A 12,534-nucleotide genomic window follows, 5' to 3' on the forward strand; every position below is an offset into this window, starting at 1 on the left:
TATTACATATTCAATTAAGAATAAATTTTTTATTTGTTGTTTTTATAAAAACTAAATTATATAATCAATAAAAATGTAAATAATTATAAAAATCTAATGATTTTATATTTAAAATATTAAAATTAATTGAAATTATTGGTAATAAAACCTTATGAATAAAAATATCCGATATACTTTTCATAAAAATTATTTATTTCGTCAATATTTAAATGATACACGTGAAATAGTGCAGGACACTATCTTTCATTCGCCTATTAATAAAAAAAAAAATACTAATATAGTACGTAATCGAATTATTTTCGAGCAAGATGCTAATAGTCATTATTTTACTTTTAGAAATAAAAAAAATTTATTTAAAGATAATCCCATTTCTTATATACGTCATAAAAACTTAAACAATGTTCTAAAAAATTTAAAAAAAGGAAAATATAATCCTGATATTTTTCTTGATTTACATGGATTAACACAATATCAGGCTCAAAAAGCATTGGGTGAGTTAATTGCAACATGTCAAAAAGAAAAAATTTTTTGTGCACATGTTATGCATGGATATGGTAAACATGTTTTAAAAAAACAAACACCATTTTGGTTATCTCAACATCCAGATATTATTGCTTTTCATGAGGCTCCTAAATTTTTTGGAAGCGACGCTGCAATTATAGTTATAATTGAAATTAACACTTAAATTTAAAAAATATAAATGTTTTAATAAAAAATAATTCTATATTTATAAAAATTATCTAAAAATATATTTTTTTATTAAAAATAAAATTATATTTTTTTTATTTTAAATTAATTAAAACCATTTTATATTTCATCAATTATATATCTATAATATAAATTAAAATTTTTAATTTTTTTAAAAATATCTTGTATTATTTCTTGCTAAGATCAAAAAATTTTATCTCAATATTACTGTTCAGATATAAATTAGCACTCATAATTATATTGAAATTTTACGATGACATTATTTTTTGAAAATATTATTTAATAATAATATTTATTCAAATTTAAAAAATAATTTTTAAAAACCCTTATATTTTGGGTTTTTTTATTTTTAATAAGTAAATATTTGAATATATTTTTAATATAAGAAATATTAAGGAATTAGAAACATGTTGGATAATAATCGCGTGCGTCTAGCGATGCAAAAAACCGGTCGTTTAAACAATGATTCTATAAAATTATTAACGTTTTGTGGTATTAAAATAAACTTAACACAACAAAAATTAATAGCTTTTGCTGAAAATATGCCTATTGATGTAATGTTAGTTCGTGATGATGATATTCCTGGATTAATAATGGATGGCATAGTAGATTTAGGCATAGTTGGAGAGAATGTTCTTGAAGAAGAATTGTTAAAACGAATATCACAAAAATCTGAATGTTCTTATTTAACTTTAAGACGTCTTGATTTTGGAATTTGTAGACTATCTTTAGCTCTTCCAGTTAATATTACTTATTCTAGTTTAGCATGTTTAAAAAATATGAGGATTGCTACTTCATATCCTCATTTATTGAAAAAATATTTAGATCAAAATAATATTTCGTTTAAATCCTGCATGTTAAATGGATCAGTGGAAGTAGCTCCTAGAGCTGGTTTAGCAGATGCTATTTGTGATTTAGTTTCTACAGGAGCAACATTAGAAGCTAATGGTTTAAGAGAAGTTCAAGTAGTATATCGTTCACATGCATGTCTAATTTGTAAAACTAGCAATATTACTTCTGAAAAAAAAGAAACTATTACTAAATTAATAACTCGTATTAAAGGTGTCATTAAAGCACGTGAATCTAAATATATTATGTTACATGCTCCTATTAATAAATTAGACGAAGTTATATCATTATTACATGGGGCAGAAAGACCAACTATTTTAAAATTAGCAGGAGATGATAATCGAGTAGCCATGCATATGGTAAGTAGTGAAACGCTTTTTTGGGAAACTATGGAAAAATTAAAAGCTTTAGGAGCAAGCTCAATTTTAGTTTTGCCAATTGAAAAAATGATGGAGTAAAATTATTGATGAAATATTTTAATAACATTGTTTATTGGAATAAATTAAATTCTGACGAACAAAAAAAAATATTATTACGACCTTTTTCAAAAAAAAATAGTTCTGTTAAAAAAACTGTTGAAGAAATCATAGAAAATGTTAAAAATCTAGGTGATAAAGCATTGCAAGATTATTCCTTATTATTTGATAAAAGTAATATAAAAAAATTTAAAGTTTCTCAAAAAGAAATATATTTATCTTCAAATTATTTAAGTAATAAACTAAAAAATGCAATTTTAATTGCAAAAAAAAATATTCAATGTTTTCATGAAGCTCAAATTTTAAAACCCATAGATATTGAAACACAGATTGGAATTCGTTGTCAGCAAATCAATTTACCATTACATGCTATAGGCATTTACATACCAGGGGGAACAGCTCCTCTATTTTCTACTGTGTTAATGCTAGCAATACCCGCTCAAATTGCTGGTTGTAAAAAAATTATTCTTTGTTCTCCTCCTCCAATTAGCTATGAAGTTCTCTATACAGCATATATTTGTGGTATCAAACAAATTTTTCAAATAGGAGGTGCTCAGGCTATTGCTGCTCTTGCTTTTGGTACAGAGACTATTCCTAAAGTAGATAAAATTTTTGGACCTGGTAATGCTTATGTTACAGAAGCAAAATTACAAGTTAACTCGATTTTTAATGGAACTGCTATAGATATGTTAGCAGGACCTTCAGAATTATTGATTATTGCAGATCATACTGCTAATCCAGATTTTATTGCTGCTGACTTATTATCTCAAGCTGAACATGGCATATCTTCTCAAGTTTTTTTACTAACACCATGTGCAGAAATAGCTCAAAAAGTAGTTTTATCTCTTAATAAACAGTTAATAAAATTAACTAGATTATTAACAATTTTAGAAACGTTAAAAAATAGTATTATTATTATTGCGAAAGATTTATTTGAGTGCATTGAAATATCCAATATATATGCACCTGAACATTTAATGCTTCAAATAAAATCACCTAGAAAAATGCTTGATTCCATTTCTAATGCTAGTTCTATTTTTTTGGGTTCATGGTCTCCAGAATCTGCAGGTGATTATGCGTCTGGAACTAATCATGTTTTACCTACTTATGGTAAATCTCTTACTAATTCTGCTTTAGGATTATCAGATTTTCAAAAACGTGTATTAGTTCAAGAATTAACTCCTAAAGGATTGATAAATTTATCTAGTACTCTAGAGGTATTATCTTCTGCAGAAAAATTACAAGCTCATAAAAATGCTGTTAAAATCCGAATTGATTTTTTAAAGGAAAAAATATGATAAATAATGTTCTTAAATTAGTTAGATATAATATAAAAAAGTTAAGACCTTATCAATCTGCAAGACGTATTGGAGGAGGAAATGGTTTGATATGGTTAAATGCAAATGAATCTCCTCTATCCATTCCTTTTAAATTAAAAAAAAAATCATTTAATCGTTATCCAGAATGTCAACCTATAGATTTAATATCCTCTTATGCTAAATATGTAAACTTATCTTTTGAACAAGTATTAGCTACAAGAGGAGCTGATGAAGGAATTGAACTATTAATTAAAGCATTTTGTGAACCTGAAAAAGATGCAATTATTTATTGTCCTCCTACTTATGATATGTACCAAGTCAATGCTAACATGGCTAATGTTAAAATAAAGGAAATACCTACTATTAAAAATACTTGGGAATTAGATTTATTAAGTATTCAATCAAATTTAAAAACAGTAAAATTAGTTTATATTTGCAATCCTAACAATCCAACTGGTAATATTATTTTAAAAAAAGATCTCTTATTTCTATTAAAAATAACTTTAGGTCGTGCTTTAGTAGTTATAGATGAAGCTTATATTGAATTTTCTCCTGAAGATAGTATGGTAAGTTTTTTAAAAGATTATTCACATTTAGTTATTCTTCGAACATTATCTAAAGCTTTTGGTTTAGCAGGTATAAGATGTGGTTTTACATTAGCGAATAAAGTAATTATTGAAATTTTAAATAAAGTAATAACTCCTTATCCAATATCAATTCCTGTTATGGATATTGCTGTTCAATCTTTGCAAAAAAATTATATTACATTAATGAAAGATAGAGTATCTGAATTAAATTTAAATCGCATTTGGTTGATTAATCAATTAAATGAACTTGATTGTATAGATAAAGTTTTTGAAAGTCATGCGAATTATATATTAGTAAAATTTTTTATGTTTGAAAAAATTTTTCAGATGTTATGGAATAAAGGTATAATTTTAAGAAATCAAAATAATAAAATGAATTTAAAAGAATGCATTAGAATTTCAATAGGAACACGTTCAGAATGTTTTAGTTTAATTCAAGAACTAAAAAATTTTTCTAAAAATAATATTTTTTAAGGTAATGCAAGTGAAAGATAAAATACTATTTATCGATCGAGATGGCACATTAATCCATGAACCCATAAAAACTTTTCAGATAGATTCAATAGATCAATTGGTTTTTAAAAAAAATGTTATTTCTTCTTTGCGTAATTTAATAAAACTTAATTATAAATTAATAATAGTTACCAATCAAGATGGTCTAGGTAATAAAGATTTTTTATGGGAAGACTTTAATAAAGTAAATAAATTCATGTTAAATATTTTTGCTTCAGAAGAAGTAGTTTTTAATGATATATTAATTTGTCCTCATTTTTTACATGATAACTGCAAATGTCGCAAACCTCAAATTACAATGTTAAAACCATGGTTAGATAACATAGATCGAATGCATAGTTATGTTATTGGTGATCGTGAGACAGATATTCAATTAGCAAAAAATATTCAAGTTAAAGGGATGCAATATAAAGAAGATATATTGAATTGGAGTGATATTGAAAAAAAAATTATAAAAAGAAATAGATATGCAGAAGTTATTCGAAAAACAAAAGAAACAAAAATACAAATAGAAGTTTTTTTAGATTTAGAAGAAACTAGCAATATTAATACTGGATTAAAATTTTTTGATCATATGTTAGAGCAATTATCTGTGCATAGTGGTATTTGCATGAATATTTTAGCTCAAGGTGATTTATTTATTGATGATCATCATACAGTAGAAGATGTAGGAATTGTATTAGGTGAAGCTTTATTAAAAGCTTTAAATACAAAACACGGTTTATATAGATTTGGTTTTTATTTGCCTATGGATGAAAGTAAATCTAATTGTATTATGGATATCTCTAATCGTCCATATTTAAATTTTAAAGCAAAATTTAATCATAAAATGGTAGGTGATCTTAGTACAGATATGATTGAGCATTTTTTTTATTCTCTATGTTATTCTATGAAAATTACAGTTCATTTATATGCTGAAGGGAAAAATGATCATCATTGTGTTGAAAGTTTATTTAAAGTTTTTGGTCGTACATTACGTCAGGCTATTAAAATAGAAGGAAATTTACTACCAACTTCAAAAGGAATTTTATAATGGAGGTAGTAATATTAGATACTGGCTGTGCTAATTTAGCATCAATAAAGATAGCAATTAGTAAATTAGGTTACAATCCTACTATAACTACTGAACCTTCGATAATATTAAAATCTCAAAAGATGTTTTTACCTGGAGTAGGAACTGCTTCTGCGGTAATGCAGATTTTATCTGAAAAAAAATTAATTAATATTATTAAAAATTTTAAAAAACCAGTATTAGGCATATGTCTTGGAATGCAATTATTATGTGCTTCAAGTGAAGAATGCAATGGTGTAAAAACCCTTGGCATAATAAAATCTTCTATACTACGTTTGCAAACAAATAATTTATCATTGCCACATATTGGATGGAATCAAATTGAATTTCAAAAATCACATGCTTTATTTAAAAACATTCCCAATAAATCAAGATTTTATTTTGTTCATAGTTATATATTACCAATCAATCAATATGCATTATCTACAACTAACTATGGTGTAAATTTTAGTTCAGTAATACAAAAAAATAATTTTTTTGGTGTACAATTTCATCCTGAAAAATCAGGAAAAATTGGAGCGCAACTATTAAAAAATTTTTTGGAGATGTAATTTAATGATCATTCCTGCATTTGATTTAATTAATAGTTTAGTAGTTCGCTTGTATCAAGGTAATTATTCTAATAAAAAAGAGTATAATATTAATTTATTCTCACTTTTAGAAGAATATAAATCAAAAGGAATTCAAACAATCCATTTAGTAGATTTAGATGGAGCTCAAGATAGCAATAATAGACAAATAGAATTTTTTCAAAAATTTTTATTTTATGAAAGATTTTCTGTACAAGTAGGTGGCGGAATAAGAACTACAAAAGACATAAGTGCATTGCTTAATTTAGGTGTTAAAAGAGTTGTTGTTAGTTCCTCTATTATAGAAAATAAAAAGAGAGTAAAAAAATGGTTAAATATTTATGGTCCGGATTCTATTGTTTTAGCATTAGATGTAAATATTACTAATAACAAAAAAGAAATATATGTAAATGGTTGGCAAAAAAAAACTAATATTACTCTAGAAGAGATCATTGAATATTTTTTACCAAGTGGACTAAAGCATGTATTATGTACAGATATATCTAAAGATGGAACACTTTTAGGTCCAAATATTGCATTATATAAAGAAATTTCTCGTTCTTTTAAAAATATAAACTTTCAGGCATCTGGAGGAATAGGATCACTAAAAGATATTATTTCTTTAAAACAAACCGGTGTAAAAAGTGTAATTATTGGTCGTAGTTTGTTGGAAAAAAAATTTACGGTAGAAGAGGCATTAAAATGCTGGCAAAAAGAATAATAGCATGTTTGGATGTTAGTGATGGTGTTGTAGTAAAAGGAATACAATTTCAAAATCATGAAACTATAGGAAATATTATACCATTAGCTGAAAGATACACAAATGAAGGTATAGATGAATTGGTATTTTATGATATAACTGCTTCTACAAATAACAAATTAGTTAATAGAAATTGGATAGAAAGAGTAGCAGAAGTAATAAACATTCCATTTTGTGTAGCTGGAGGAATCAAAAGTGTAGAAGATGCAAAAAATATTTTGTCTAGTGGAGCAGATAAAATATCAATTAATTCTTCAGCATTAACAGATCCTGATTTAATTAGCAAAATTTCAGAACGTTTTGGCGTACAATGTGTAGTAGTTGGAATTGATTCTTGGTTTGATAATATTAAAGAATGTTATATGGTTCAACAATACACAGGAGATATTAATAAAACTTATCAAACTAGTTGGAAAACTATTGATTGGGTTAAAACAGTTCAAAAAAAAGGTGCTGGAGAAATAGTTTTAAATATGATGAATAAAGATGGATTACAACAAGGATACGATTTAAAGCAACTTAATCAAATACGAGAAGTTTGCCAAGTTCCTTTAATTGCATCTGGAGGTGCAGGTAATATAAAACATTTCTATGAAGCTTTATATTATTCTAATGTAGATGGAGTATTAGCTGCATCTGTATTTCATAAAAATATAGTAAATATTAAAACATTAAAAAACTTTTTAATTAAATGCGGAATGGAGATTAGAGCATGCTAAAAATCGAAGAAAGATTATTAAATCTTAATTGGATTAAAACTAATGGCATGATGCCTGTTATTATACAAGAGCATGCTTCTCAAGAGATTTTAATGCATGGATATATGAATAAAGAAGCTTTATTTAAAACTCAAAAAGACGGTTTAGTTACTTTTTATTCTCGCAGTAAAAAACGTTTATGGACTAAAGGAGAAAAATCAGGGAATTACTTAAAAGTAATTGAAATCACTACAGATTGTGATTATGATACACTATTGATTTTAGTTAAATCTTTAGGAAAAACATGTCATCTTGGAAATTCAAGTTGTTTTTTTAAAAAATACTATACTAATTTTTTATTTGAATTAGAAAATATAATAGAAAATAGAAAAAATCAATCAATAAAAAATTCTTATACATCTGAATTATATAAATCAGGAACAAGTCGAATAGCTCAAAAAGTAGGTGAAGAAGCTATCGAAACTATATTAGCTTCTATGAAAAAAAATAAAAATGAATTAATTAATGAAGCTTCAGATTTAATTTATCATTTAATTGTATTATTACATGATCAAAGTTTAAATTTAAATTTAGTTTTTAATAATTTAAAACAAAGAAGAATAAAAAAATTAAATACTAATTCTAATAATAAGTAATAATTAACTTACAAAAATTATTCTTTATAATTTCATAAATTAAAAATTTATTACAATATAAATATAAAATATTTTATATCTTGATAAGATATCAATGATATAAAAATTTATATATTATATATGATCTCCATTTTTTTAAAAAAATTATTAAATTAAATATAAGTAATTTTTTAAAAATCAAATATAAAAATAATCTTTTTAAAATATTTATATGTATTTTACATTAATAAAATCCTTTCTTCATAGCCGATTTTCACCAGTAATATATTTAAATAGTTTTAATATTATTTATCAAGCAATAGAGTTAATAAGACATAATAGTTATTAAAATAATTATTTAATGTTTTTTAGCATTTTTTAGTTGGAGTGAAAGATGTCAAAACAACAAGTTGGTGTTGTAGGAATGGCAGTCATGGGACGTAATTTAGCATTAAATATTGAAAGTAAAAATTATACTGTATCTATATTTAATAGAACAAATAAAACAACAAAAGAAGTTATTGAACATAATAAGAATAAAAATCTTTTTTCATATTTTTCTATTAAAGATTTTGTTTATTCATTATTAAAACCTAGGTGTATTTTGCTTATGGTTCAAGCTGGAAAAGCTACTGATGAAACTATTCAATTAATTTTACCTTATTTAGAAAAAGAAGATATATTAATTGATGCAGGTAATACTTTTTATAAAGATACCATAAGAAGAAGTAAAGAATTATATAAATATGGAATTCATTTTATTGGGATGGGAGTATCCGGAGGTGAATTAGGAGCGTTACATGGTCCATCGATCATGCCTGGAGGTGAAAAAAAAGCATATACACTTGTATTCCCTATGTTAAAAAAAATATCTGCTAAATTTAAAGGTGAACCGTGTTTAAGTTATATTGGACCAAATGGTTCAGGTCATTATGTTAAAATGGTTCATAATGGCATTGAATATGGTGATATGCAATTAATTTCAGAATCGTATTTTTTATTAAAAAATTTATTAAATATGAATAATGAAGAATTAGGAGGCATTTTTTCAGAGTGGAATAAAGGCGAATTAAATAGTTATTTAATTGATATAACAAAAAATATTTTTATTAAAAAAGATAATAATAAATATTTAATAGATGTAATTTTAGATGAAGCAAAAGACAAGGGAACAGGAAAATGGATTAGTCAAAATGCTTTAGATCTTCGAGAACCTTTATCATTGATTACCGAATCTGTTTTTTCACGTTATTTATCTTCTCTTAAAGAACAACGTGTAATTGCGTCAACAATATTAAAAGGACCTAGTATAAATAATTGTATTAAAGATAAGAATAGTTTTATTGAAGAAATTAGACGGGCTTTATATTTAGGAAAAATAATTTCTTATGCACAAGGTTTTTCTCAATTAAAAAAAGCATCAGAAAAATATAATTGGAATTTACAATATAATGAAATCGCTAAAATTTTTAGATCTGGATGTATCATACGAGCAAATTTTTTACAAAAAATAAGCGAAGAGTATTCTAATAATAAACATGTAATTAATTTATTATTAACATCTTATTTCTCAGAAATAGCTAATAAATATGAAAAATCATTACGAAAAGTTGTTTTCTATGCAATAAAATATGGCATTCCTGTTCCTGCTTTTTCTGCAGCAATATCTTATTATGATAGTTATAGATCATTAAATTTGCCAGCAAATCTTATTCAAGCTCAAAGAGATTATTTTGGTTCACATACTTATCAAAGAACTGATAAGTTAGGTTCTTTTCATACAAATTGGGAAGTTTAAAAACTAATTTTTATTATGTAAGAAAATTTAAATAATTTGTACTTTCATATAAATATTTTATCAATTTTATGATAATTAAAAATTAAAATAGCAGATGATGTTAAAAAATATCTCTGCTATTAGATTATAAATAGTAGTATATATACTATAATAAATCTTCATATTTGAAAATATATACATTCTACTATAGGGATAAAAATGCGTTTATGTGATCAAGATATTGAAAAATGGTTAAAAAGAAAAGGTTTAATTATCAAACCTTATCCTAAAAAAGAATTTATTCATGGTGTTACTGTTGATATACATCTTGGTAATAAATTTCGTTTTTTTAACAATTATAAGAGATCTTATATTGATTTAAGCACTTCAAATGTAAATATAGAGTTATCTTTAAAAGATGCAATGAGCAATGAAATTGCTTTTTCTAAAGAAAAACCATTATTTTTACAACCAGGTTCTTTAGTTTTATCTTCTACTTTTGAAAGTATTACTATTCCTGATAATTTAGTTGGTTGGTTAGATGGACGTTCTTCTTTAGCTCGTCTAGGATTGATGATTCATGCTACTGCACATCGTATTGATCCTGGGTGGAAAGGCAATATTGTCTTAGAGATTTTTAATGCTGGAAAATTAACTTTAGCATTGTATCCAAAAATAAAAATTGCTGCTCTTAGTTTTGAAGCGCTTAATCAAGCGGTTTTACGTCCTTATAACATTCGTAATAAAGCTAAATATAAAAGTCAAAATGGAGTAATACCTAGTCGTATAGATTTAGAATAATACATTTTATATATTTGAATTTATGTATAATTAATAAAATTATTGATTTAAATTGAAATAGTTTTATATTAATTATCTTTTATCTATCATATTTTTTATAAAAACATTATAACATTATGTCAAGTGTACTTAGAAAGATTTTAGTTACCTGTGCTTTACCTTATTCAAATGGACCTATTCACATAGGTCATATGTTAGAACATATTCAGGCAGATATTTGGGTTCGTTATCATAGGATGCGTGGTCATGAAGTCTGGTTTATTTCTGCTGATGATTCTCATGGAACTGCTATTATGTTAAAATCTGAAGATTTAGGTATATCTTCAAATCAATTAATTAAAAATGTTCATAAAGAACATAAAAAAGATTTTTTGAACTTTAAAATTTCTCATGATAATTATTACTCTACTCATAGTTTAGAGAATTTATATTTATTAAGAAAAATATTTAAGTCTTTAGATGAAAAAGGTTTTATTCAAGAAAAAAAAAGTTCTCAATTTTATGATGATATAAAAAAACTTTTTCTTCCAGATAGATTTATAAAAGGAACTTGTCCCATTTGCAATTCTGAAAATCAATATGGTGATAGTTGTGAAAATTGCAGTTCAACTTATGAACCTATTGATTTAATCAATCCTGTATCTGTTATTTCAGGAAGAAGACCAAGTTTAAAAAATACAAAACATTTATATTTTAATTTACCTTATTTTTCTAATATGTTAAAACAATGGATACATTCTGGCGTATTACAAAAGTCCGTGGTTAAAAAAACTGAAGAATGGTTCAAAAAAGGTTTAAAATCATGGGGGATTTCTCGTGATGCACCATATTTTGGATTTAAAATTCCTAAATATTCTAATAAATATTTTTATGTTTGGTTAGATGCTCCTATTGGTTATATGAGTGCATTTAAAAATTTATGTATAAAAAATAAAAAAATAAATTTTAATGAATTTTGGGATATAAAATCTAATTGTGAATTATACCATTTTATCGGTAAAGATATTATTTATTTTCATACTTTATTTTGGCCGGCAATATTAGAGGCATCGTCTTTTAGAAAACCTAATGCTATTTTTGTTCATGGTCATCTTACAATGAATGGATTAAAGTTATCTAAATCACGAGGCGCTTTAATTACAGCAAGTAATTGGATTAAGTGTTTTGATTCAGATAGTTTGCGTTATTATTATGCAAGTAAATTATCTAATAAAATTAATGATATTGAAATCAATTTACAAGAATTTGTTCATAAGATAAATAGTGACATTGTAAATAAATTAGTTAACTTAGCTTCAAGAAATGCGAGTTTTATTGATAAACTTTTTAATGGATATTTATCAAATAAATTAGAAGATAATGAATTATATCAATATTTTATTAATAAAAGTATTAATATCGCAAGTTTTTTAGAAAATCGTGAATTTAGTTTAATGGTTAGAGAATCCATGAAATTAGCAGATATAGCTAATCAATATATTAATGAGAAAAAACCATGGATGATTCAAAAAAGAAATATAAATAATAACAATTTGCAACAAATTTGTACCATGGGTATTAATTTATTTAGAATTATAATGATTTTTTTAAAACCAATATTACCTGATTTAGCAAAAAAAACAGAATTTTTTTTAATTTCAAAACTAAATTGGAATAATATTAAAAAGCCATTGTTATCTCATAAGATAAATAAATATACACCATTGTATAAACGAATTAGTTATAAACAAATTGAAAAATTAATTATTTTAACGGAAAAATAATTTTTTT

Annotated in this window: 12 protein-coding genes; all 12 read left to right on the forward strand. The window is 24.6% G+C overall.

From position 1 onward, the window contains the following. Positions 1–151: 151 nt before the first annotated feature. The 12 genes from smrB to metG all read left to right on the forward strand — a co-directional run bounded on the left by smrB (position 152) and on the right by metG (position 12,527). Entirely contained in the window at positions 152–685 is a 534-nt protein-coding gene (gene smrB / locus D9V59_RS00470; protein ID WP_158364036.1) for an endonuclease SmrB, read from the forward strand. Between the two features lie 430 nt (positions 686–1,115). After that, positions 1,116–2,015 (forward strand): ATP phosphoribosyltransferase, encoded by a 900-nt coding sequence (gene hisG / locus D9V59_RS00475; RefSeq protein ID WP_158364038.1) that lies wholly within the window; start codon positions 1,116–1,118, stop codon positions 2,013–2,015. An 8-nt stretch (positions 2,016–2,023) separates the two neighbouring features. Further along, positions 2,024–3,331 carry a histidinol dehydrogenase gene (gene hisD / locus D9V59_RS00480; RefSeq protein WP_158364040.1) on the forward strand — a complete coding sequence of 436 codons (1,308 nt, stop codon included), beginning with the start codon at positions 2,024–2,026 and terminating at the stop codon, positions 3,329–3,331. Then, positions 3,328–4,413 carry a histidinol-phosphate transaminase gene (gene hisC / locus D9V59_RS00485; protein WP_158364042.1) on the forward strand — a complete coding sequence of 362 codons (1,086 nt, stop codon included), beginning with the start codon at positions 3,328–3,330 and terminating at the stop codon, positions 4,411–4,413. Before hisD ends, hisC begins: the two co-directional genes overlap by 4 nt. A gap of 10 nt (positions 4,414–4,423) precedes the next feature. Further along, complete coding sequence (gene hisB / locus D9V59_RS00490) at positions 4,424–5,485, forward strand: bifunctional histidinol-phosphatase/imidazoleglycerol-phosphate dehydratase HisB (RefSeq protein ID WP_158364044.1); 1,062 nt, start codon at positions 4,424–4,426, stop codon at positions 5,483–5,485. After that, a complete protein-coding gene (gene hisH, locus D9V59_RS00495) occupies positions 5,485–6,075 on the forward strand; it encodes an imidazole glycerol phosphate synthase subunit HisH (protein ID WP_158364046.1) in 591 nt (196 codons plus the stop codon). Before hisB ends, hisH begins: the two co-directional genes overlap by 1 nt. Before the next feature lie 4 nt (positions 6,076–6,079). Next, positions 6,080–6,814 (forward strand): 1-(5-phosphoribosyl)-5-[(5-phosphoribosylamino)methylideneamino]imidazole-4-carboxamide isomerase, encoded by a 735-nt coding sequence (gene hisA / locus D9V59_RS00500; protein ID WP_158364048.1) that lies wholly within the window; start codon positions 6,080–6,082, stop codon positions 6,812–6,814. Further along, positions 6,796–7,572, forward strand: coding sequence for an imidazole glycerol phosphate synthase subunit HisF (gene hisF / locus D9V59_RS00505; RefSeq protein ID WP_158364050.1), 777 nt, complete (start codon positions 6,796–6,798; stop codon positions 7,570–7,572). The genes hisA and hisF overlap by 19 nt, the downstream gene beginning before the upstream one ends. Next, positions 7,566–8,207, forward strand: a complete 642-nt coding sequence (gene hisIE, locus D9V59_RS00510) for a bifunctional phosphoribosyl-AMP cyclohydrolase/phosphoribosyl-ATP diphosphatase HisIE (protein ID WP_158364052.1) — start codon at positions 7,566–7,568, stop codon at positions 8,205–8,207. The genes hisF and hisIE overlap by 7 nt, the downstream gene beginning before the upstream one ends. Before the next feature lie 373 nt (positions 8,208–8,580). Next, on the forward strand, positions 8,581–9,984 hold the full coding sequence (gene gndA / locus D9V59_RS00515) for an NADP-dependent phosphogluconate dehydrogenase (protein ID WP_158364054.1): 1,404 nt from the start codon (positions 8,581–8,583) through the stop codon (positions 9,982–9,984). Positions 9,985–10,182: 198 nt separating this feature from the next. Continuing rightward, positions 10,183–10,764 carry a dCTP deaminase gene (dcd, locus tag D9V59_RS00520; protein WP_158364056.1) on the forward strand — a complete coding sequence of 194 codons (582 nt, stop codon included), beginning with the start codon at positions 10,183–10,185 and terminating at the stop codon, positions 10,762–10,764. A gap of 116 nt (positions 10,765–10,880) precedes the next feature. Continuing rightward, positions 10,881–12,527 (forward strand): methionine--tRNA ligase, encoded by a 1,647-nt coding sequence (gene metG, locus D9V59_RS00525; protein ID WP_158364058.1) that lies wholly within the window; start codon positions 10,881–10,883, stop codon positions 12,525–12,527. Positions 12,528–12,534 lie beyond the last annotated feature (7 nt).

This window comes from Buchnera aphidicola (Artemisaphis artemisicola) (genome assembly GCF_005082365.1).
In the GTDB taxonomy this organism is placed as follows: domain Bacteria; phylum Pseudomonadota; class Gammaproteobacteria; order Enterobacterales; family Enterobacteriaceae; genus Buchnera; species Buchnera aphidicola_AR.

What these genes read in the sequence shown, in the direction of transcription:
- smrB (WP_158364036.1), top strand. Translation starts at nt 152, where the DNA reads ATGAATAAAAATATCCGATATACTTTTCATAAAAATTATTTATTTCGT.
- hisG (WP_158364038.1), top strand. Translation starts at nt 1,116, where the DNA reads ATGTTGGATAATAATCGCGTGCGTCTAGCGATGCAAAAAACCGGTCGT.
- hisD (WP_158364040.1), top strand. Translation starts at nt 2,024, where the DNA reads ATGAAATATTTTAATAACATTGTTTATTGGAATAAATTAAATTCTGAC.
- hisC (WP_158364042.1), top strand. Translation starts at nt 3,328, where the DNA reads ATGATAAATAATGTTCTTAAATTAGTTAGATATAATATAAAAAAGTTA.
- hisH (WP_158364046.1), top strand. Translation starts at nt 5,485, where the DNA reads ATGGAGGTAGTAATATTAGATACTGGCTGTGCTAATTTAGCATCAATA.
- hisA (WP_158364048.1), top strand. Translation starts at nt 6,080, where the DNA reads ATGATCATTCCTGCATTTGATTTAATTAATAGTTTAGTAGTTCGCTTG.
- hisF (WP_158364050.1), top strand. Translation starts at nt 6,796, where the DNA reads ATGCTGGCAAAAAGAATAATAGCATGTTTGGATGTTAGTGATGGTGTT.
- hisIE (WP_158364052.1), top strand. Translation starts at nt 7,566, where the DNA reads ATGCTAAAAATCGAAGAAAGATTATTAAATCTTAATTGGATTAAAACT.
- gndA (WP_158364054.1), top strand. Translation starts at nt 8,581, where the DNA reads ATGTCAAAACAACAAGTTGGTGTTGTAGGAATGGCAGTCATGGGACGT.
- dcd (WP_158364056.1), top strand. Translation starts at nt 10,183, where the DNA reads ATGCGTTTATGTGATCAAGATATTGAAAAATGGTTAAAAAGAAAAGGT.
- metG (WP_158364058.1), top strand. Translation starts at nt 10,881, where the DNA reads ATGTCAAGTGTACTTAGAAAGATTTTAGTTACCTGTGCTTTACCTTAT.